Here is a 22,516-nt window from a genome sequence, read left to right on the forward strand (position 1 = left end):
ATCCAGTAACTGTTAAACGTGTGGATAAGAATGGCACACCAGTTACGGCGACTTATAGCCCAGAGTTTACTAAGGTGACTCCTACTGGTAATGATGCTTCTTCTGCAAATATTAAAGGTATGGTTCAAACTGGCACCCCAATCTTTGAAGCAGGACATCCATTAGTTCCAATCGATGAGACTGTCTTACCAACATTTGATGATGGTAGCGTTAAGAAGGTTATTCCTGGTGAAGGTGTGTATGAACTTGATGATAAGGGAGTTGTAACTTTCACTCCAGAGTCTGATTTTGTAGGTAAAGGGACTGGTGTAATCATTATTCGTAAGGATAAGAACGGAACTTCAGTAACGGCTACTTATCTTCCAACAGTTGTGGATCCATCTACTGGACGAGATAAAACCTCTACAGGAGCCAAAGGTCAAACACAAGTAGCAACGCCAGTGTTTGAAGGACATATCGATAGTACAGTTCCACCAACCTTTGAGGATGGTAATACGACACTGGTCGTTCCAGGTGAAGGAACCTATACTATTGATAAAGATGGTAAGATTACGTTTACACCAGAACCAGACTTTGTTGGAACTGCTAAAGGGGTAGTTATAAAACGTCTAGATATTTATGGAAATGTTGTTACTGCTATCTATACTCCAACAGTTATTGGACAAACACGAGTTGAGAATGCAACATCAGAAGGTCTCAAAGGTCAAACGCAGACTGGTAAGCCGATTTTTGATGGAGATATTGACTTATCAGTAGCTCCAACATTTGAAGACGGTTCCACTGAAAGAGTTGTTCCTGGAGAAGGAACCTACACTATTTCATCTGATGGTACTGTAACATTTGTTCCTGAATCCAATTTTGTAGGTCAGGCAAAAGGAGTAGTTGTAATTCGTAAGGATCGTAATGGTAACACCATTACTGCATCCTACGTTCCTACTGTGACAGAGCTTCCTGTTCCAGTACAGCCTGTACCACCTGTTCTCTCTAGACGTGAAGCATCTAAAACTCTTCCTAAGACTGGTACTGAGCAAACCTCATACTTGACTGCAAGTTTACTTGCTGGAGTATCTGGTTTAGGACTGTTTGGTTTATCGAAGAGAAAGAAAAAGTCTGAGGACTAACATAGGCTTGAAGAAATTCTATTAATGAACTAGAAGAATTTTGGAAGAGCGCAAAAACAGGTAGAACATAAGTTCTACCTGTTTTTTATAAAAAATTATTGGAGTTGATGGAGATAATAGACAGCTTCAGCTGGCTAATGGCCGTCATGCTCCTGAGTCTGTTTCATAGTTAAAAAGGATATTTTTACATCTTCATGCTTTTAATTTTCTCTTCATCTGGTGTGACGCGCAGGGTTTTCTGGCCTGTATAGGTTACAAATCCTGGCTTGCCACCAGTTGGTTTATTGAGTTTTCTAGTCTCAATCATATCTACTTGGACCAGATTGGAGAGTCTGGCCTTGGAGAAGTAGGCCGCTAGCTCGGCAGCGTCAGTCTTGACTTCATCGCTGGGCTGAAGATTGCCTGTGATGACCACATGACTACCTGGAATATCCTTGGCGTGAAACCAAAGCTCGTCCTTCTTGGCCATCTTAAACGTCAGCTCGTCATTTTGTAGATTGTTACGTCCAACCAGGATAATGGTTTGGCCATCTGTTGCCAAATATTTCTCCGGTTTCTGTCTTTTCTGGATTTTCTCTCTTTGGCGTCGGCGAATAAAGCCAGTCTGGATTAGTTCCTCCCGAATTTCCGCAATTTCAGTCAGGCTGGCCTGAGCAAGGGCTGTTTCCACGCTCTCTAGGTAGAGAATCGTAGCCCGAGTCTCCTCAATCAAGCTGGTCAGATGTTTGACGGCTTCCTTGAGCTTCTGGTAACGTTTGAAATAGCGCTGGGCATTTTGGTTGGGGGTTAGAGCCTTGTCAAGCGAGATGATAATCTTCTCACCTGTGTAGTAATTGTCCAGCTCTACCTGATCTTGGTCGTTTGGCACCTGATGGAGAAAGGTAGTCAAAAGTTCCCCTTTTTGACGGAATTCCTCTGCATTCTCCGTTGCTAGAAGTTCTTCCTCTTGCTTGACCAGCTTTTTTCGGTTCTTTTCCAACTCATTTTCTACTCGGCGAATCAGTTCGCTAGCCTGCTGGTTGACTCGATCTCGCTCAGCCTTGTCCTTATAGAAAGTGTCCAAAAGCTCGGATAGCGTGGACATTTGGGCCTTGCTATCGGAAAATAGCAGAGCAGAGAAGGATTTTTCGGTCAGGCTAGGCTGGGTCGGACTGGAAAAAAATGCACGGAAAGTTTTGAGCTTGTCAGCTGCCAGACGGCCACTGAGTTCAGTAGCTGTATCTCGACCCAATCCTTGAAAAATTTGCTGCAGGCGTTTGGGCTCTAAGTCTTCAGTATGTAAGATTTCAAAGAGCTTTTCATCACCCACAGTGAAAGGATTGAGGCTGCCTGTCTGAGGTGGTGCGACATAGGTTGAGCCAGGCAGGATCGTTCGATAGCTATTTTGTGAAAATCCGACATGTTTGATGGCCTCAATAATCTTGTCGCTAGCCTTGTCCAAGAGAATGATATTGCTGTGCTTGCCCATGATTTCGATGACTAGAGTCACAGCCACGCTATCTCCGATTTCGTTCTTATTGGAGACGCTGATTTCCAAAATCCGGTCATTCTCTACTTGCTGGATCGATTCAATGACGGCGCCTTGCAGGTATTTGCGCATGACCATGATAAAGGTATTGGGAACAGCTGGATTTTCAAACGTGGTATCTGTCAGCTGGACGCGCCCAAAGACCGAGTGGGCTGACAGGAGCAGCTTGTGGCTTTTACGGTTGCTGCGAATCTGTAAAACTAGCTCCTGTTCAAAGGGCTGATTAATTTTCTGAATGCGGCCGCCCAGCAATTCGCGGCGCAGCTCCTCTGTCATGTGGTGTAAAAAAAATCCGTCGAAAGACATGCTTTTCTCCTTGAAAGTTGCTACAGAAAATTATAACAAAAAACCAAGCTAAAAGCTTCTAAAGCCTCACAAAAAAGCAATTTAATTTTTTCCTAGAACTGCCTCTATAAATCAAATCCGAACATTTTATAAAAATTTTCAAAAAGGTCTTGACATCCTTTCAGGAAAAACTTAAAATATAGGAAATTAGAAAAGTAGTAGATGCATTTGTTTTTAGCGAGCTTGTGGTTGGTGGAAATGAGCAGCAAATCTTTACAAAATTGGGCTAATTGATAAAATGAATTTGAAACAATAAGAATTCGGTAGGCACACCTTACAGTGCAGCTTGTTTGATGACAAGACAGAGATATGGGGAATATTAGCTATTTTCCATAATTGAGGTGGCACCGCGATTTACGCCCTCACACAGAGTAGTTGTGTGAGGATTTTTTGTTGTTTATTATAAAAAATGAGGAGAATTGCCTATGTTTAAACGATGGCGTCCCTAGGGATTAAACAGAAAAAATATAAAACATAGAAATGGAGAAAGAACATGAAAAACAAACGATTAATCACTATCTTAGGCCTTCTGGCCGTTTTGGCAATCGGTGGGATTGTCTATTCCAGCTTGAACAGCAAAGGCAACACCACTAAGACTAGTGGTGACAGTCAGACAGTCAAGATCGGCGTTCTGCAGTATGTCAGCCACCCTTCGCTGGATTTGATTTACAAGGGGATTCAGGATGGTTTGGCTGAGGAAGGCTATAAGGGAGACAAGATTAAGATTGACTTTATGAATGCTGAGGGCGATCAGAGTAAGGTCTCTACTATGAGTAAGCAGCTAGTCTCCAATGACAATGATGTGCTGATTGGGATTGCGACTCCGTCTGCTCAAGGACTGGCTGCAGCTACTAAGGACAAGCCTATTGTCATGGGAGCTATCACAGATCCAGTCGGAGCAAACCTAGTGAAAAATCTGGACAAGCCAGGTGGCAATATCACTGGTGTCTCTGACCGCAATCCAGCTAAGCAACAGTTAGAGCTGATAAAAAAATTGACTCCAGATGTAAAAACTATCGGTGCGCTCTACTCTAGCAGTGAAGACAACTCCAAAGCTCAGGTAGAAGAGTTCAAAAAATTGGCTGAAGAAGCAGGCTACAAGGTAGAGGAATACTCTGTTCCTTCGACCAATGAAATTGCTTCAACCATGAATGTCATGACTGGCAAGGTTGATGCTATCTGGATTCCAATTGACAATACCATTGCGTCAGCTTTTGCGACAGTTGTGTCCAGCAATAAAGAATCTAAGAAACCGATTTATCCAAGTGCAACAGCCATGGTAGAAGAAGGTGGTCTTGCCTCTGTCGTTGTAGACCAGTATGACCTAGGTGTTGCGACTGGTAAAATGGCTGCTAAAGTCCTTAAAGGTGCTAAACCTGCTGATACTGCAGTAGATATTTTCGATACTGGTAAATCTGTTATCAATACCAAAAATGCGAAAGAACTTGGCATTACTGTGCCAGAAGATGTTTTGAAAGAAGCAGGACAAGTGATTAAATAGAAAGAAAGGGAGTCTGTTGTTTGACAGACTTCTTTTTCTCGATTGTCTCTTCTTGTAAATTCTTTAACTGAGCTTGCGAAATGTTTAGAAATCTGTTAGAATGAAATATAACTGAATAGCAATCCGCAAGACCAGTAACCTAGGGGAAGTTTAACAGGGAGGGGAGCCATCGACTGAAAGCTCTCTAGATGAAAGCTAGGCGAATTCACTTGCTCTAGGATTGATAAGTAAGGTCTGGCTTGCCAGATAAAAAACGGATGGTACCGCGTGTCAACGCTCCGCTTATGGAGATTGGCGCGCTTTTTATTTTGGAGGGAAAATGACGAAAACGATTGAAGAACAACTAAAAAGCCTGCGTGAAGAGACTCTATCTTCTCTCAAGCAGCTCAAGGCGGAGAATCAAAAGGAACTGCAGGACTTGCGTGTAGCTGTCTTGGGTAAGAAAGGTTCGCTGACTGAAGTCCTGAAAGGGATGAAGGATATTTCAGCTGAAATGCGGCCGATTATCGGGAAGCACGTCAATGAAGCGCGTGATATTCTGACAGCAGCCTTTGAAAAGACTGCTCAAGAGATGGAAGAGCAATTAGTAGCTCTGAAACTGGCTGAGGAATCCTTGGATGTGACCTTGCCAGGCCGTCAAATTCCAGTAGGGAACCGTCATATTCTTAGCCAGACTAGTGAAGAAATTGAAGATATTTTCATCGGAATGGGCTATCAGGTCGTTGACGGCTTTGAAGTGGAGAAGGACTATTACAACTTTGAGCGGATGAATCTGCCTAAGGACCACCCAGCACGGGATATGCAGGACACTTTCTACATTACAGAGGAAATCTTGCTCAGAACCCACACCAGTCCGGTACAGGCTCGAGCTATGGATGCTCATGACTTTTCTAAAGGGCCACTCAAGATGATCTCACCGGGGCGCGTTTTCCGACGGGATACCGATGATGCGACTCACTCCCATCAGTTCCATCAGATTGAAGGCTTGGTGGTTGGAGAAAATATTTCCATGGCAAACTTGCAAGGAACGCTGCAGCTGATTGTCCAAAAGATGTTCGGCCAAGACCGCAGTATCCGTCTGCGTCCGTCATACTTCCCATTCACAGAGCCGTCTGTTGAAGTGGATGTTTCCTGCTTCAAGTGTGGCGGTGCCGGCTGTAATGTCTGCAAGAAGACCGGCTGGATTGAGATTATGGGAGCGGGTATGGTGCATCCGCGCGTATTGGAAATGAGCGGTATTGATGCAGAGAAATACTCCGGATTTGCCTTTGGTCTTGGTCAAGAGCGGGTAGCTATGCTCCGCTACGGTATCAATGACATTCGTGGATTCTACCAAGGAGATATTCGTTTTTCTCAGCAGTTTAAGTAGAAACCTGTATTCATAGATGCAGCTTTTCTGAGAAAGGAGTGCAGTATGCTAGTCAGAGTCAAAAAAGAAGAAGCGAGTCTCTTACGAGAGTTGGAGGTCGCGACTTATCAAGAAACCTTTGGTCCATTTATCAAGGAAGCTGATATGGCTCATTATTTTGACAATGAGCTGTCGCTTGCGACCATCGAAAAGGAACTGACAGACTCTGAGTCAGAGACTTATTTTGTTGTCAAAGACGGTGAAATTGCTGGTTTTCTCAAGTTTAACTGGGGACATGCTCAAACGGAGCAAGAACTACCACAAGCCTTTGAGGTTCAGCGAATCTATGTTTTGAAAGCTTATCATGGTCAAGGTTTGGGCAAGGAAATGTTTGAATTCGCCTTAGATGAAGCCGAGAAACGAGGCTTTGACTGGGTCTGGCTGGGCGTCTGGGAAAAGAATTTTAGAGCCCAAGATTTTTACTTCAAATACGGCTTTGAAAAATTCAGCCAGCACGACTATATCACTGGTGAGACAGTAGACACAGACTGGCTGCTGCGCAAGAAATTAAAATAAACAAGAAAATTTAAAGAGAGGAAATGAATACGATCTAAAAGCTCGAAATTTAGATGATTTGTCTCAGGAATCAGGATTTCAGACAAATCCCTAAAATTTGGTCGGTCAAGTTCCTTAGCGATAGAATAGAGAAAGGAATTGAACCAGGGCTAAAAACTCGGAAAAAAGATAGGTTTGTGATCGTTCGTCGAATGTTTAGCAAATCTCCTATTTTTCAGTCGTTTTTGACGCCCTTGGTATCTTAAATATGCTAGTAAGTTATAAGTGGTTAAAAGAGTTAGTAAACATTGATGTTGCGAGCGCTGAGCTAGCTGAGAAAATGTCTACGACAGGAATTGAAGTGGAAGGTGTGACATCACCAGCTGCTGGCCTGTCTAAAATTGTTGTTGGTGAGGTGGTATCGTGTGAGGACATTCCTGATACCCACCTGAATGTTTGTCAAGTCAATGTCGGAGAAGAGGAGAACCGTCAGATTGTCTGCGGTGCTCCAAATGTTCGCGCCGGCATCAAGGTCATGGTGGCTCTGCCAGGTGCTCGCATTGCGGATAATTATAAGATTAAAAAAGGGAAAATCCGTGGCTTGGAGTCACTGGGCATGATTTGCTCTCTTGGTGAGCTGGGCATTTCTGATTCTGTGGTACCAAAGGAATTTGCGGATGGCATTCAAATCCTGCCTGAAGAAGCAGTGCTAGGTGAGGAAGTCTTCTCTTATCTGGACTTGGACGATGAGATTATCGAGCTTTCTATCACACCAAACCGGGCAGATGCTCTGTCTATGCGTGGGGTGGCTCATGAAGTGGCTGCCATCTATGACAAGTCAGTACAGTTCAAGGATTTCCCGTTGGAGGAAAATGAAAAGCAGGCAGCTGACAGCCTTTCAGTAGTCCTTGAGACAGAGAAAGCCCCTTATTACGCGGCTCGTATCTTGGAAAATGTCACCGTCTCCCCAAGTCCTCAGTGGCTGCAAAATCTCCTCATGAACGAAGGAATCCGTCCGATTAACAATGTAGTGGACGTGACCAACTACATCCTGCTCTACTTTGGTCAGCCTATGCATGCCTTTGATCTGGATACTTTTGAGGGTGACCAGATTGTTGTGCGGGAAGCGCGTGCAGGTGAAAAACTGGTGACGCTGGACGGAGAAGAGCGGGAGCTTGAAGTTAGCGACCTAGTCATCACTGTGGCGGATAAGCCAGTTGCACTGGCTGGTGTTATGGGTGGTCAAGCAACAGAAATCTCTGGCCAGTCCACTCGTGTTGTTCTGGAGGCAGCTGTTTTTGATGGAAAATCAATTCGCAAGACCAGCGGTCGCCTTAACCTGCGCTCAGAATCATCTTCCCGCTTTGAAAAAGGTATCAATGTGGCAACTGTTAATGAAGCTTTGGATGCAGCAGCAAGCATGATTGCGGACTTGGCAGGTGCAACTGTTCAGGCTGATATCGTATCCGCTGGTAGCTTAGACACTAGTGATGTAGAAGTAGTGTCTAGTCTCGCGGATGTCAACCGAGTTTTGGGAACAGACTTGCTTTATACTGATATTGTGGATGTCTTCCGCAGACTTGGCTTTGGCTTGTCAGGAAGTGCTGAACAGTTCACTGTCAGTGTCCCTCGCCGTCGCTGGGATATTTCAATCGAAGCGGATCTCTATGAAGAAATTGCTCGTATTTATGGCTATGACAAATTGCCAGCTAGCCTGCCAAAAGATGACGGGACTGCTGGTGAATTGACTGCAACGCAGCAACTGCGCCGTCAAGTACGGACCTTAGCAGAGGGAGCTGGACTGACAGAAATCATCACCTACGCTTTGACGACTCCAGAAAAGGCGATTGAGTTCACTCTCAATCCTAGCAACTTGACTGAGCTCATGTGGCCAATGACAGTGGAGCGCTCTGTTCTTCGTCAGAACATGGTTTCTGGCATTTTGGACTCCCTAGCCTACAATGTAGCTCGTAAAAATAAGAATCTAGCCCTCTATGAGATTGGCAAAATTTTTGAGCAAACCGGCAATCCTAAGGAAGAGCTGCCAAATGAAATCAATAGTTTTGCCTTTGCTTTGACAGGTTTGGTTAATGAAAAAGATTTCCAGACCAAGCCAGTGGCAGTTGATTTCTTCTATGCTAAGGGTGTAGTGGAAGCACTCTTTGCTAAGTTGGGCTTGACAGCTGAATACGCGGCTAGCAGCCAGATTAAGAGTTTGCATCCTGGTCGGACTGCTTTGATCTCTATCAATGGCCAGCCTGTCGGCTTTGTCGGCCAAGTCCATCCTGCGACAGCCAAGGCTTACGATATTCCTGAAACTTATGTGGCTGAGCTCAATCTGTCTGCTATCGAAGAGCAGCTCCAGCCAGCACAGCCATTTACGGAAATCACTAAATTCCCAGCTGTCAGCCGGGATGTGGCCCTCTTGCTCAAAGCAGAAATCACTCACCAAGAGGTTCTTGATGCAATCCAAGCAGCTGGTATCAAGCGCTTGACCGATATTAAGCTCTTTGATATCTTCTCTGGTGACAAGCTGGGTGTCGGCCTCAAATCCATGGCCTACAGCCTGACTTTCCAAAATCCAGAAGCTAGCCTGACTGACGAGGAAGTGGCTAAATACATGGAAAAAATCGAAAAATCCCTGACCGAAAAACTCGGCGCAGAGGTGCGTTAATGAACTATTCCCCAGTCATGTGATTGGGGATTTTGATTAATACTCTTCGTAATCCTATTCCAATCATACTTGATTTGCTTTCTATCTTGGCAAACTTATTACTGGGATGCGATCAAAGATGTAGACGAAACGAGAAGTATTCGAAATTGAAAATCAGTAGGAAAAGTAATCATGGAAAATTCAAACCAAATCTCCCAATGTCAGACTCTTTGGCCTAGAAATAAATATCTGGTTCTCAGTCATTCCAGTAAGATCTATCTGGAAATCCGCCAATATCTAAAAAGCGACTCGGTGGAAGCAGCACATGTTCAAGGCTTGATTGATCAGGCGATAGCCCTGCCTGAAAATCGCGGTCAGGTCTGCAATGCCTTTCAGCATGTTTGGGGCTATTTTAAGAAGAAAGCCAGCTCAGCTGAAAAAGAAGATTTTATGCATCTTTTGCTTCGTTACCAATCCGGTCAGGCTGAGCAGAAAGACTTGGTAACAGCTGTAAGGAACCTGCTAGTCAAGTATCCTAATCCTTATCTGCAAAAATCGACTTTGTTATTTGGAGACGAGGCATGAAGCTCTGAAATCAAGGTGAAAAATTGTTACTTTAGTAGCTTTGAGGGGTGTAGATGATAAGAATAATTTGTTAGGCTCATAAACAATATTATTTTGATTAGTTTCGATAAAGGATCCACCTCGAGCAAAACGTGTCTTTAAGGTATGATTGGAGAAAAAATGTTTTTTACTTATCAGGGAAATAAATTATATTATAAAGTGATTGGTCAAGGAAAGCCAGTCTTGGCAATTCATGGTTTGGGCTGTTCATCTGAATTGATGGAAGGATGTTTGGAACCTATTTTTGAGAAACATGCTGACTATAAAAGGATTTATTTAGATTTACCTGGCATGGGTAGGTCTGATGCCAATCCTGCTTTTGCAAGTGCGGATGCGATTTTAGAGATGCTCTTGAACTTTATAGAGACTGTAATCGGCGGACACAGCTTTCTCTTAGCTGGAGAGTCTTATGGTGGCTATCTTGCTAGAGGAATTTTGGCTAAGAAAAGGTCAGAGATTGATGGTTTGCTGCTTATTTGTCCAGTAGTTGTACCCAATCCGCAAGAAAGAATTCTGCCAAAAGACAGCCTGCTAATTAGAGAGGTAGGTTTTGATATAGCAGGCAAAAGCGAAGCTTTCGTTGATTTAGCGATTTTACAGACTAAAGAAACTTATCAACGGTTTGAAAAAGAAATCCTAGTAGGGCTTCAGATGATGAATGCTCCCTTTGTCCAAAAGCTGCAAGAAAACTATTCTTTTTCGTTTGAAGTGGATCAAGAGATACTGGAAAAGGGCTATGACGAGCCCAGCCTTTTTATAGCAGGAAAGCAGGACCAAGTCGTGGGCTTCCAGCAGTTAGCGCAACTGTCTCGCTATTATCCAAGGGCAACTCATGCTGTAATGGATCTTGCTGGCCACAATGCACAGATAGATCAAGAGGCTCTCTTTACGGCCTTGGTCGAAAATTGGCTCAAGCGAATTGAAATTTCTTGATACTACAAGATTTAATATGTTGAACAGATGTAGATGAAACTGGAGTTCATCAAAGAAATCTAATTCAGCCCCAAATTGATTTTAAGAGCATAGAAAAAAGCGGTCACACCGCTTTTTTTTGCTTATTCTCCCCAGAATTTCTGGGCGATTTCTTGGCCTTGTTTGATTTTGGCCCACTGTTGCTCAATGGTGAGTTCGTTTCCAGAGTCACAAGAGGCGAAGCCGCATTGGTGGGAGAGCAGGAGACGCTCTTTCGGTAGAACTGTTGCTGCTTTCTCGAGGAGGTCTAGGACACGCTTTTCATCATCCAAGCCTGTCGTCTTACTAGAGAGCAGTCCTAAAACGACTTCTGCATCCTTGTCTTTCAAAGCTGCTAGGGCTGATATATCACCAGCTACATCGCTGTCCCATTCTAGGAAGTAGCGATCATAGTGTTGGTCGCGCAGGAATTTTTCCGCGATAGCTTCGTAGGTACCTTCAGCAGCAGAGCGGCTTTCGTAGTTACCACGGCAGTTGTGGGTCCAGACAGTCAGTCCAAGCTCATGAGCGTAGTCTACGACTTTGTTATTAATAGCGACAAACTCGTCTGCCAGGTCAGCCAGACTAGCATTGCCCTCCGCAAAGAAGCTAGCAGGATTGGATTCGTCAAAGAGTTCCCAGAGACAGTCGTCAAACTGGATAATCTGTCCGCCAGCAGCCTTATAGTCGTCCAAAAATTCCTTATAAGCTTGAATCAAGCCTTTTTTCAAATCTTCATTGGTCTCATAAATTTGTCCTGGTCCAGCCAAGCGGTCAAAGACAGCTAACTCAGTATAAGCATGGGCAGGTCCCCAGACAGTCAGCTTGGTATCTTCACCAGCAGCCTCTTCCTTGACTAGCTTATAAATCTCGATAAAGTGATGATTTTTTCCAGAGAGTGGCGCTGTGATGCGGATACCAATATCCTTACGGGTCTCGTATTGCCCGCCGTCGTGGTCCTTGAAGGTATAGCCGTGGTCAGCAATGTAACGCTCAATTCCCTTAAGTCCCCAGACAAAGTCCAGATGCCACATAGACTTGGAGTATTCTCCATCCGTCAGGATGTCAATACCCTTAGCCTTTTGCTCAGCGATAATCTCCTTGATGTCAGCTGTCTCCGTCTCATGGTAGCCTGGGAAGCTTTCGTAGAAGGGGTATTGAATATCATCGCGGTGCTCAATTTCTGTCTTATACTGGCGCAGATTTTCTGGGCGCAGAAGAGATCCAACCAGTTGAAATTTTGATTTTGTCATAAGATTTCTCACTTTCATTACCTATTACTATCTATTGTATCGAAAATTTCTCGGCAAATAAAATAGTTAATTCTGCTGGTAGGGTATATCCGAAAACTATTGCTAGCGCTTCCTAAAATTTGTCTTTCAAGATCAAAGTATCTTCTCCATCACTGTTTCCTGAGCCTGAAGCGCTAATCGCTCATAGAAACGCAGGGCTCCGACATTGTCGTTCCAAACATTGAGAGTCAGATTATAGCAGCCGATTTCCCGAGCATAGTCTTCCGCAAAGCGGTAAAGCTGCTCGCCAACCTTTTGCCCTCTGGCTTTCTCATCTACACATAAATCCTCGATAAAAAGTGTCTTGATGGGATTGAGTACAGGACTGACAGGTTCCTTGATGGAGCAGAAGAGGTGACCGAGGATTTCTCCGGATTCACTTTCAAAGACGAAAATAGGGGTGGACTCTTGTCCTAGAATCTTCTCTAATTCTTCATTGCTAAACTTGCTGCCCTTGGCCTTGAAAATGTCCGGCCGAGCTTGATGGTGGACAAGCAGGACTTGCTGAAGGAGTCCTTGTAATGTAGGAATATCACTGACTTGGGCTTTTCTGATTGACATAATTTTCTCCTTTTATCTTTTATAGAAATATTATACGACTGGGAACTATTTTGTCAAGAGAACTCGGGAAGACTTAGAGAACAAGCAGCGTCTGAATAGCAAAGTTCAGTCAGAGTGATTCATTTCCTTTAGATATATTTTCCTTATAATAAAAACTGCTTTTTCTTGACAAATGAAACAGACAAGTGTAGAATATAACTATAAACTACAAATGTAGAAAAAAGGAGAAAGCGATATGACTATTACAAAAAAAGCCTTTATCGGAATTCTATCTCTGACAGCAGCAGTCCTATTGGCTGCTTGCTCAGGCAATACCAACCAAGGAGGGAATACTAGTTCATCACAGAATACTCAAGGCCAAACATCACAATCTGCACAAAATCAGACTTCGCAGTCATCAGCTGCATCTTCCTCTAATCAGCCTTCGTCATCATCAAATGCAGGGCAGGCTACAAGTCTAGATGGGCGCTACCAAGCAACCGACCATGATGGTGACCAGCATGTCCTAGAAATCAATGGTACGACTGGTACTTGGACTGAGACCGAGGTAGATGGCAGTAAGGAAATCAAGCAGGTACAAGTTGATGCTGCTAACCAAAGACTGATTGTCGGTGATGATGCTAAAAGCTATCGTCAAAATGGCAATCAGCTGATTGTGGACGAATTGGATGATGATCCAGACACCCTGACCTTTACCAAGCAGTAAAGCGCTTCTCATTCTGCTCAGGACAACAGGATGAGCAGTGAGGGAATCAAACTAGGAAACTCTAAGAATGGAGTTTCCTTTTTTTATAAAAATTTTATCTTAAATGATGTCAAATATTTGACTTGAAGGGTGCTTTAAGTTGTATAATAGTTGCAATAAAGATATCAAAGGAGAAGAAACGATGAAATTGGCAGTTTATACAAAAGCGGGCCAAGTTGGGCTCGCTGACATTGATCGTCCGCAAATTATTGAGGAAGATGATGCCATTATTCGGATTGTTCGGACCTGTGTCTGTGGATCTGACTTATGGCGCTACCGCAGTCCAGATATTGAAGCAGGCCATCAAAATAGTGGGCATGAAGCGATTGGAATTGTCGAAGAAATCGGGGATGCAGTAACGACTGTTAAACCTGGCGATTTTGTTATTACTCCATTTACTCATGGATGCGGGCAATGTGATGCCTGTCGGGCAGGATTTGATGGCACTTGTGATTCTCATATTGGGAATAACTGGTCAAATGGGGTGCAAGCTGAATATATGCGCTTCGAATTTGCTAACTGGGCACTTATCAAAATTCCGGGTCAGCCTTCTGATTATACAGAAGGAATGCTCAAATCATTCTTGACACTGGCTGATGTCATGCCAACTGGCTACCATGCTGCGCGAGTGGCAGACGTCAAGCCTGGTGATAAAGTGGTCGTGATTGGTGATGGGGCTGTGGGACAATGCGCTGTTATCGCTGCTAAAATGCGTGGTGCTTCCCAAATCGTTCTTATGAGCCGTCACGAAGATCGACAAAAAATGGCCTTGGAATCCGGTGCAACAGCCGTTATTGCAGAACGTGGTGAAGAAGGAATTGCCAAAGTGCGTGAGATTCTAGGTGGCGGGGCAGATGCAGCTCTGGAATGTGTTGGAACAGAAGCTGCTGTTGATCAAGCTCTAGGAGTCCTTCACAACGGTGGCCGCTTGGGCTTTGTCGGTGTGCCTCACTATAATAACCGAGCTCTCGGTTCTACCTTTGCTCAAAATATTACAGTGGCAGGCGGAGCAGCCTCTGTCACAACTTACGACAAGCAAATCTTGCTCAAGGCAGTTCTTGATGGTGATATTAATCCAGGCAAGGTCTTTACTTCAAGCTACAAACTGGAAGATATTGATCAAGCTTATAAAGATATGGATGAACGCAAGACCATTAAGTCCATGATTGTCTTTGATTAGGTAAAGAAGAAAACAGTCTTGCTGAGGTCTCTTTAAGATGGCAGTAGGCTGTTTTTTGTGGAAGGAAATTCATTCTTTTTGCTCTCTGCACCAAGCTATCCACTTTGACCATTCGGCGGCAAGATGGAGCTGGTGTTCTTTGATAAGGCTGTCTGGACAAAGGCTGGGGAATTCAGCGCAGAATCGGGCTTCTAAGCCTTTTTCTGTGTCGCGAAACTGATGGCGAATACCACCGATATTGCAACCATTCGCTAGACTGGCGGCACCGACAGTTTGGAAGGGATAAGACGCATCTCGAGGCTCCTCTATCTCAGCTTCACCACCAAGGTTAAGAAAAAACTGTGTCGGCAGCGGGCTGTTTCCTGCAGTTTCAATGACTTCCAGTTTGCTGCCGTGCGGCTGCAAGGCATAATGGTCTGGACAGGCACCAAGATTGACTCGTTTACGAACATTTGTCTTTTCTAACATCAACTTTTCTAGAATTATACTGAAAGAAGCGGCAGTCAGTCCACTTGCAAAAATCGTTACAACAGCTCTTTTTCGTGGTTTCTTGGACCATTTGGCCGCCCATTTCATTAAATATTGGCTCCATTTGAGTTTGGTTCCAATTTTATGGATTAGCTCCTCGTATGTCAGCTTCATTTTTGCTTCCAGTAGGGCTTGGTCTAAAATCTCCGTGTTGTCAGTATTGGGTAGCTTTAGATTAAGTATCTTAGCTGCTTTATGGATTCTCTTCTTCCGCCATTGCTCAATTCTTTCTTGACTGACTTCCTTTTGACTGATAATAATCTTCATCTTTTAATCCTCCTGTTCTTGTCTTCTGCTTATATTTATTATATAGTGGGAGCTGGATGGCATACAAGCATCAATTTTAGAGAGACTGTTGCATTTTGAGGTGAATGGCATGTATGAGAAAAAAAGAAGAAAGACAGAAAAGCAGATAGAGGATAGCTTGCTACAGCTGATGAAGGAGCAGACTTTTGAGACTATCAGTATTCGTCAGCTGATTGATTTGGCAGAGGTAAATCGCAGTACTTTTTATCGGCATTATTTGGATAAATATGATCTGCTGGAGAAGATAGAAGACCGCTTGCTAGATGATTTGCAGTCCTATTATCAAGAGGCTCTGGAATCTGCCTGCTTGTTCAAGTTAGAAAAGGATTTTAAAGTGGAAGACTATATCCATGAGAAACAAAATCTTTTTCATTTTTTTGAGACTCACTTGGAAGACTTGGCCATTCTTTTAGGGCCGAATGGCAGTCCAACTAGTTCGCGTCGGTTGCAGGAAGCTTTGAGGGAGATTTTCTGGCAGAGTATTTCCTTGGCTGATCCACATTTAGAGGATATAGAAGCAGATTTGCTGCTGAATCATCAGATCGCGTCCTTTATGGGAACTCTGACTTACTGGCTGGCTCATCCTCGCTATCAGGTTCAGCAAATGAGTGATTTTCATGCTAGGGTGACCGCTGTTGGTTTAGCAGGTTTTGTCAGAGAGCATATGGAGGGGGATTGACAGGATAGTTTTTCCAGTTTGTTTCTTTATGGTATAATAGTCTCGAATATCTCAAAGGAGGACAGCTTTGTTTTTAGCTTTTAAAGAGATTGTCTACAGCCGCGGACGCTATCGTTTGGTGGTTGCTGTGGTCTTTCTCATTACCTATATGGTTTTCTTTTTATCCAGTCTTTCCGTTGGTTTGGCTAGGCTCAATCGCTTGGCTTTGGACCAATGGCAGGCTGAGTCAATCGTATTGTCGGAGTACGCCAATAAGAATCTAATAGCTTCGACTCTCAAGGAAGAGGAATACAGTCGCCTGCTTCAAGGGGACTCAATCGCTGCTTTGGGACAAACGTCAGCAGTGGCCAATTATGAAGATGGGACTGATAAACTCAATGCTCAGATTTTTGGTCTCTCTTGGGATAGTTTTCTAGCGCCTGACATTATTGAGGGACGTCCTGCTGAGAATGCTTATGAAGTTATTGCGGATAAGCGTTTGCAGCAAAAAGGTGTGAAACTAGGCGACCAGCTCCAGCTCAATGGCAGTGAGCGCCTCTATCAGGTTGTTGGTTTCACAGAGGATAATAGCTTCTTTACTCAACCTGTAATTTTTATGGATTTAGATGATTTCAGGGAATTAAAGTACGGCTCAAGTCAGGTTAAGAATATCAGTGCACTTGTGGTCAAGGATGGTCAGAAGATTGAAGAAGCAGGACTTAGTCAGCTCTCTATGAGTGATTTTATAGAAAATATCCCTGGTTATCAGCCTCAGGTACTGACTTTTTCCTTTATGATTGGAGCCATGGTTCTGATTACATTTTTGGTATTGGGAATTTTTATGTACATCATTACCATCCAAAAGACGCATCTTTACGGTATTATGCGCGCTCAAGGAATTGCCAGTGGGAAGATTATTGCTTCTATTTTCTGGCAGATTTTCATCCTATCCACTCTGGGAATCAGCTTAGCTGTCTTGGCTCTCTTGGGAACTCAGCTAGTCTTGCCGGCTTCTATGCCTTTTTACAGTGACTGGAGAGCTTATGCTGGATTGATTGTCCTGATTGTTTTCATGTCACTGGCTGGCGGGCTCTTGTCCATTCACCGGGTTCTGAAAATTGACCCTATCACAGCGATTGGAGGTGAGTAAATGTCAATCATAGAACTAAAAGGGGTTACAAAAGAATATGGCCAGGGACATACGCTGGTTCAAGCCCTGAAACCAACTGATTTCCAACTGGAAGCGGGGCAGTTTGTAGCTATTATTGGGCCGTCAGGATCGGGTAAAACAACCCTTCTGACCTTGCTGGGGCATTTACAAACACCCTCAAAAGGACAGATTCTCCTGCATGGGAAAGATACTTCCCAGCTCAAGGAAAAGGAACGGGCAGCCCTGCGTTTCAATGATTTCGGCTTTATTTTGCAGGCTTCCAATCTCATTCCTTTTTTGAAAATCGAAGACCAGTTCCAGCTGATTGACCGCTTATCTAAAAAGGAAAGAATGGATCTAGACAGTCTGATTGAGTTGCTAGATCTTAAAGGAACTCTCAAGCAGTATCCGAAAGAATTGTCTGGCGGGGAACGGCAGAGAGCTGCTATAGCCCGAGCACTTTACAACAGTCCTGATATTATCTTGGCTGATGAGCCGACAGCTAGTCTGGATACAGAGCGGGCTAAGCGCGTGGTCCATTTGCTCAAAGAGGTGACCCAGAAATTCCATAAGAGCGTGGTCATGATTACCCATGATACCCGCCTGCTGGACGAGGTTGATAAGGTCTATGAGATGCAAGATGGAGTGCTGACTCAAGTTCGATAAAGCTTTAGAATGGTTTAGGCAAACAAACAGAGAAAAAACAAGGAGAGGACTATGATTCATTATAAAATAAATCCTCAGCTAGATTTTGCGGCAGTACTAGACCTCTATGCTTCAGTTGGTTGGAGCAATTACACTAATCGACCTCAGCAGTTAGAGCAGGCCTTCCATCAGTCCTTGTTTGTGATGGCAGCTTATGACGATGAGGAGTTGGTTGGTTTGATCCGAGTTGTCGGGGATGGACTTACCATTATCTTCATTCAGGATTTGCTGGTGTATCCACACTACCAGCGTCAGGGGATTGGCCGAAGCCTTCTTCAGCAGACGTTGGAAAGTTTTAAGGATGTTTACCAAATCCAGCTGGCAACGGAGCAGTCAGATAAAAATCTAGCTTTTTATCGAGAGCTCGGCTTTCGCCGACAGGAAGATTTCGACTGTACTGGCATGATTTATGCCCCTAATAAAAAGTAAAATTCTAGAGGAGCTTGTTCACAAGCTCCTTTTGTCATGTTTACAAGAGGAAAAGGAATAGAACTAGACTGATGAAAATATTTATCGGTCTTTTTTTGTTTTTCCTTGACAGTTAAATTGTCAGAATTTATAATAAAATAAGAAAGGCGATAACGGTGTTATCGAATTGAAACCATGAAAAAAGAAACAGATGAGTTAAACGAAAAAATCTTGGAAAGCGCGAGGAGTGAGTTCTTAGCTTATGGCTATCAGAATGCTTCACTGCGGAGAATTTGTCGCGCTGCAGGCTTGACGACTGGGGCTCTTTATAAGCGCTATGAGAGTAAGGACAGTCTCTTTGTTGCCCTGCTTGAGCCTACTTTGACAGCCTTAGACCAGTATGGACAAGAGCAGAAGCGACGTGACTATGCTTTCCTAGAAGAGGGACACCTGTCTGATATGTGGGCCCATCGCTTGGAGGATCTCCAGTCCCTGATGCGGATTCTCTATGAACATAAGGATATTATGCAGCTCTTGCTCTTTAAATCTCAGGGATCTTCGCAAGCGGACTTCAGGATGCGTCTGCCTCATTTGGCTGCAGACGAGACTTATCGCTATTTGGAGCTGGCATACAAAGAGGGTAAGATCAATCATTTGGTCAAACATGAGTTTCTGCGATCGTGCATGACAGCTTATTACACTGCTGTATTTGAGCCCTTGGCTCAAGACTGGCCCCAAGAGCAGGCGCTGGAATTTTGCCATTCCATCATGGACTTGTTTGACTGGGGAGGTTTGCTAGGTTTTTGATAGAAAGAAGGAAATTCTATGAAGAAAAAATCTGTCCTTGCTTGGATCTGGGACTTTGTTTCCCTTCATAAGATATATTTTGTGCTCAGTCTGATCTTTGCCTTTGCCTCTGTGATTTCAGGATTTCTGCCTTATTTCTTTATTGGTGGAATGATTAATCAGCTCTTGGCTGGCAATAAAAACTGGGATTTTTACCTGCAGCAGTCAGCGTGGGCAGGTCTGGCCTGGATTGGCTACTGGGGATTTCACGGTATTTCCACCATGCTGTCGCATACGGCTACTTTTAAGATTCTAGCGGAAATGCGGCATCGCCTGACAGACAAGCTAGCGAGGCTGCCTCTAGGTACAGTACTCAGTCAGTCATCAGGAAGTTATAAGAACATTATCGTTGAGCGGGTGGATGCGACCGAAACGACCTTGGCTCACCTGATTCCAGAGTTTACTGCTGGAATTTTTGGTCCGATTATTGTCCTCATTGCCATGCTGATCATTGATTGGCGGCTGACCTTGCTGTCTCTCCTGACTATTCCTATTGTGGTGCTGGCCTATGTTCGGATGGCTGCCAATAGCGAAGCGGACTATCAAAATACTCTGGTCAAGACCAAAAAGCTCAATGATACAGCGGTGGAATACATCAATGGGATTGAGGTTATCAAGGTCTTTGGCAAGGAAAAATTTTCTTATGATAAGTTTGTGACAGCTGCTAGAGAAGGAGCAGACTGCTTTATTGAGTGGATGCGCAAGTTCAATCTGGAGATGGGGATTGTGACTGCTTTTCTGCCATCAGGCTTGCTCTTTCTACTACCGGCTGGCTGTTATTTCTATCTGCAAGGCAGTTTGACTGCCAGCAATTTTATTCTGATGATTATTCTTTCGCTCAGTCTTCTGACTCCTCTGATTTTAGTGGCTAGCTATATGGACGATTTACGGAAAATCGGCACTATTTTTGGCCAAGTCATTGATATTTTGGAAAAGCCTGATTTGGAAAGGCCTCAGGAGCTGAGAGAACTTCCAAAAGGAAGGGAACTGGTCATGACGGATGTCAGCTTTGGCTATACAGATGAAGAGGAAGTACTCCATGGTATTTCGCTAGATATTAAGGCTGGCAGCATCAATGCTTTAGTTGGGCCATCAGGCTCGGGTAAGTCTACAATTGCCAAGCTTCTGGCTTCTTTCTGGGATGTCACTTCTGGTCAGATTACCTATGGTGGTTTGGATATTCGCCAGCTTTCGCTAGACTATTACAGTCGGCAGATTGCTTATGTGACCCAGGATAACTATCTCTTTGATGAGACTATTATGGAAAATATTCGGATGGGAAATCCAGCGGCTTCTGATGAAGAGGTCATCGAAATTGCCCGTCGCTGTGGCTGTTATGACTTTATCATGAACTTGGAAGATGGTTTTGAAACTCAGGTAGGCTCTGGCGGCAGTCATCTATCTGGTGGGGAGCGTCAGCGGATTGCTATCGCCCGTGCCATGCTCAAGGATGCGCCGATTCTTATCTTGGATGAAGCGACTGCTTATACAGATCTGGAAAATGAAGCACGGATCCAGTCCAGTCTAGCTCGTCTGATTGAGGGACGGACCTTGATTGTCATTGCCCACAGGCTGTCTACTATTATAAGTGCAGACCAGATAGTCTTGGTCAATGATGGTCGGATTGAAGCTAGAGGTCGGCATGAAGAATTGCTGGCAACCAGTCCGCTTTATGCTTCTATGTGGCAGGCCCATATTGCTACCAGAGATAGTGGTGAAATGGAAGGAGGGCTGACTCATGCTTAATATACTGAAGAAATTCTTTGATTTCTGTACGGCAGAGGACCGTAGGAAATTTTATCAATCCATTTATCTGGGCATCATCAAGTCCTTTATCATCGCTCTGCGTATTCCAGCAATCGGCCTAGTCGTTATGGGACTGATAGAGAAGAATCTCTCTATGCAGACTTTCTGGCTGGCTCTGGGTATCATGTTGGTATCCACTGTGCTAAACGTCTGGATTACCCTGAAAATCACTATGCTCCAGACGGAAGCGGGCTATCATACCTGTGCTCAGAAGCGGATTGAAATTGCCGAGCACATGCGCTATCTGCCCATGGGTTACTTTAATCAAAATAGCTTGGGCAAGATTACCAGTGTTACGACTAATACGCTGGAAGGGCTGTCTGATGTAGCTACGCGAGTGGTTATGATGACTGTGCAGGGCTTTCTGACGACCGGTCTCATCACCGTTTTGGTCTTTCTCTATGACTGGCGGGTTGGACTGGTTCTCTTGGTGGGTCTCGTCCTCTTTCTCTTGCCAAATACCCTCATGCGTTGGCAAGTTGGCAAGGTTTCTGATGACAAGTATCAGGCGGATATCGACCTAGTAGCCGTTGTTTTAGAGTACAGCCAAGGTATTGCTGAAGTTAAGAACTACAATCTGGTCAACCGTTCTGCCAAGAAGCTGTCCAAGGCTATTGAAGGCAAGAGTCAGCTAGATACTAAAATGACACTCGTGACCTCACCTTACATTGCCCTCCAGGGCATGGTGACCAAGCTGACGGGTCTCTTTATGGGGCTTTTCTCTATCTACTTTTATCTCAATGGCAGTATGGAGCTGCTGGTAACCATTATGATGATTGTCAGTGGCTTTATGATTTATGAAAATCTAGACGGCGTTGGCTCTTTCTCTTCTCTCCTGCGCATTGTTGATCTGTCGGTTGATATGGTCAATCAAGTTTTGGCTATCCAGCCGATGGACATCAGCGGTCAGGATATTGAGCCTAAGAGCAGCCGGATTGAGCTGAGAGATGTTAGCTTCTCTTATGAAAATAAGAAAATTATTGACCGGGTTTCCCTCACCATTCCCGAAAAAACAACAACTGCTCTGGTCGGACCTTCTGGATCAGGCAAAACAACGCTCTGCAACCTCATCGCCCGCTTCTGGGATGTGGATCAGGGAAGTATTAGTTTAGACGGACATGATGTTAGGGAATACAGCTATGACAGCCTGATTCGTAATTTCAGCTTTGTCTTTCAAAGCGTCTATCTCTTTGAGGATACCATTGCCAATAACATTCGTTTTGGCAAGCCGGAGGCCAGTCAGGAAGAAGTGATAGAAGCTGCCAAGAAAGCTGCCTGTCATGACTTTATCCTCTCACTGACTGATGGCTATGACACCAAGATTGGTGAAGGAGGTGCTAGTCTTTCTGGAGGTGAGCGCCAGCGCATTTCCATCGCTCGGGCTATTATCAAGGATGCACCTATTATCATTCTTGATGAAGCGACAGCCAATGTTGACCCAGAAAACGAAGAAGCCCTCATGCAGGCTATTCAGGCTTTGACTTGCGATAAGACCATTATCATGATTGCCCACCGACTCAAGACGGTTGAGCATGCAGACCAGATTTTGGTGCTGGAACAAGGCCGCATTGTCGAGCAAGGCAAACACCAAGACTTACTGGCCAAACAAGGTATCTACAGTAAATTTATCCAAGAAAGAAAAACAGCCGCCAGCTGGCGGATTGAGATAGGGGAGTGATAAACTAATACAGCAAGCTATTGGCTT

20 protein-coding genes are annotated in these 22,516 nt (G+C 44.2%); 16 read left to right on the plus strand and 4 right to left on the minus strand.

What is annotated here, in order from left to right:
• On the plus strand, nt 1–1,121 hold a 1,121-nt coding region (locus AX677_RS08125), incomplete at its 5' end, for an LPXTG cell wall anchor domain-containing protein (RefSeq protein WP_156446002.1).
• Nucleotides 1,122–1,305: 184 nt separating this feature from the next.
• Here the strand turns inward: AX677_RS08125 and fbpA are convergent.
• A complete protein-coding gene (gene fbpA, locus AX677_RS08130; RefSeq protein ID WP_060976766.1) occupies nt 1,306–2,955 on the minus strand; it encodes an Rqc2 family fibronectin-binding protein FbpA in 1,650 nt (549 codons plus the stop codon).
• Between the two features lie 532 nt (nt 2,956–3,487).
• On the opposite strand from fbpA, the gene trpX reads away from it, so the two are divergent.
• The 6 genes from trpX to AX677_RS08165 all read left to right on the plus strand — a co-directional run bounded on the left by trpX (nt 3,488) and on the right by AX677_RS08165 (nt 10,608).
• The gene (gene trpX, locus AX677_RS08135) at nt 3,488–4,495 is read left to right on the plus strand and encodes a tryptophan ABC transporter substrate-binding protein (RefSeq protein ID WP_060976767.1); all 1,008 of its coding nucleotides are present in this window, start codon (nt 3,488–3,490) and stop codon (nt 4,493–4,495) included.
• Between the two features lie 319 nt (nt 4,496–4,814).
• Nucleotides 4,815–5,864 carry a phenylalanine--tRNA ligase subunit alpha gene (gene pheS / locus AX677_RS08140; RefSeq protein ID WP_060976768.1) on the plus strand — a complete coding sequence of 350 codons (1,050 nt, stop codon included), beginning with the start codon at nt 4,815–4,817 and terminating at the stop codon, nt 5,862–5,864.
• A gap of 45 nt (nt 5,865–5,909) precedes the next feature.
• Nucleotides 5,910–6,419 (plus strand): GNAT family N-acetyltransferase, encoded by a 510-nt coding sequence (locus AX677_RS08145; protein WP_060976769.1) that lies wholly within the window; start codon nt 5,910–5,912, stop codon nt 6,417–6,419.
• A gap of 247 nt (nt 6,420–6,666) precedes the next feature.
• Nucleotides 6,667–9,072 (plus strand): phenylalanine--tRNA ligase subunit beta, encoded by a 2,406-nt coding sequence (gene pheT, locus AX677_RS08155; RefSeq protein WP_060976771.1) that lies wholly within the window; start codon nt 6,667–6,669, stop codon nt 9,070–9,072.
• 171 nt (nt 9,073–9,243) lie between these two features.
• A complete protein-coding gene (locus AX677_RS08160) occupies nt 9,244–9,636 on the plus strand; it encodes a YbgA family protein (RefSeq protein WP_060976772.1) in 393 nt (130 codons plus the stop codon).
• A gap of 144 nt (nt 9,637–9,780) precedes the next feature.
• On the plus strand, nt 9,781–10,608 hold the full coding sequence (locus AX677_RS08165; RefSeq protein WP_060976773.1) for an alpha/beta fold hydrolase: 828 nt from the start codon (nt 9,781–9,783) through the stop codon (nt 10,606–10,608).
• A gap of 122 nt (nt 10,609–10,730) precedes the next feature.
• On the opposite strand, the gene AX677_RS08170 is transcribed toward AX677_RS08165, so the two are convergent.
• Together AX677_RS08170 and AX677_RS08175 are read right to left on the minus strand one after the other, a co-directional pair.
• Nucleotides 10,731–11,879, minus strand: a complete 1,149-nt coding sequence (locus AX677_RS08170) for a cobalamin-independent methionine synthase II family protein (protein ID WP_060976774.1) — start codon at nt 11,877–11,879, stop codon at nt 10,731–10,733.
• Between the two features lie 132 nt (nt 11,880–12,011).
• The gene (locus AX677_RS08175; protein WP_002910002.1) at nt 12,012–12,479 is read right to left on the minus strand and encodes a GNAT family N-acetyltransferase; all 468 of its coding nucleotides are present in this window, start codon (nt 12,477–12,479) and stop codon (nt 12,012–12,014) included.
• Nucleotides 12,480–12,714: 235 nt separating this feature from the next.
• Between AX677_RS08175 and AX677_RS08180 the strand changes: the two genes are divergently transcribed.
• Both AX677_RS08180 and AX677_RS08185 read left to right on the plus strand, forming a co-directional pair.
• Nucleotides 12,715–13,185, plus strand: a complete 471-nt coding sequence (locus AX677_RS08180; RefSeq protein ID WP_060976775.1) for an SP_0198 family lipoprotein — start codon at nt 12,715–12,717, stop codon at nt 13,183–13,185.
• Nucleotides 13,186–13,366: 181 nt separating this feature from the next.
• A complete protein-coding gene (locus AX677_RS08185; protein WP_060976776.1) occupies nt 13,367–14,404 on the plus strand; it encodes an alcohol dehydrogenase catalytic domain-containing protein in 1,038 nt (345 codons plus the stop codon).
• Between the two features lie 69 nt (nt 14,405–14,473).
• Here AX677_RS08185 and AX677_RS08190 read toward each other — a convergent pair whose 3' ends face one another.
• A complete protein-coding gene (locus AX677_RS08190) occupies nt 14,474–15,199 on the minus strand; it encodes a hypothetical protein (RefSeq protein ID WP_004187317.1) in 726 nt (241 codons plus the stop codon).
• Between the two features lie 109 nt (nt 15,200–15,308).
• Here AX677_RS08190 and AX677_RS08195 point away from each other — a divergent pair, with 109 nt between their 5' ends.
• From AX677_RS08195 to AX677_RS08225, 7 genes are all read left to right on the plus strand, one after another.
• Nucleotides 15,309–15,917, plus strand: a complete 609-nt coding sequence (locus AX677_RS08195; RefSeq protein ID WP_060976777.1) for a TetR/AcrR family transcriptional regulator — start codon at nt 15,309–15,311, stop codon at nt 15,915–15,917.
• A gap of 67 nt (nt 15,918–15,984) precedes the next feature.
• Nucleotides 15,985–17,046 carry an ABC transporter permease gene (locus tag AX677_RS08200; protein ID WP_060976778.1) on the plus strand — a complete coding sequence of 354 codons (1,062 nt, stop codon included), beginning with the start codon at nt 15,985–15,987 and terminating at the stop codon, nt 17,044–17,046.
• Nucleotides 17,047–17,712, plus strand: coding sequence for an ABC transporter ATP-binding protein (locus AX677_RS08205; RefSeq protein ID WP_060976779.1), 666 nt, complete (start codon nt 17,047–17,049; stop codon nt 17,710–17,712).
• Nucleotides 17,713–17,763: 51 nt separating this feature from the next.
• The gene (locus tag AX677_RS08210) at nt 17,764–18,180 is read left to right on the plus strand and encodes a GNAT family N-acetyltransferase (protein WP_060976780.1); all 417 of its coding nucleotides are present in this window, start codon (nt 17,764–17,766) and stop codon (nt 18,178–18,180) included.
• A gap of 174 nt (nt 18,181–18,354) precedes the next feature.
• Nucleotides 18,355–18,966, plus strand: coding sequence for a TetR/AcrR family transcriptional regulator (locus AX677_RS08215; RefSeq protein WP_002906803.1), 612 nt, complete (start codon nt 18,355–18,357; stop codon nt 18,964–18,966).
• A gap of 18 nt (nt 18,967–18,984) precedes the next feature.
• On the plus strand, nt 18,985–20,751 hold the full coding sequence (locus AX677_RS08220) for an ABC transporter ATP-binding protein (RefSeq protein ID WP_060976781.1): 1,767 nt from the start codon (nt 18,985–18,987) through the stop codon (nt 20,749–20,751).
• On the plus strand, nt 20,744–22,489 hold the full coding sequence (locus AX677_RS08225) for an ABC transporter ATP-binding protein (RefSeq protein WP_060976782.1): 1,746 nt from the start codon (nt 20,744–20,746) through the stop codon (nt 22,487–22,489). The genes AX677_RS08220 and AX677_RS08225 overlap by 8 nt, the downstream gene beginning before the upstream one ends.
• Nucleotides 22,490–22,516: the final 27 nt, after the last annotated feature.

The organism is Streptococcus sp. CCH8-C6 (assembly GCF_001557225.1).
In the GTDB taxonomy this organism is placed as follows: Bacteria; Bacillota; Bacilli; order Lactobacillales; family Streptococcaceae; genus Streptococcus; species Streptococcus sanguinis_C.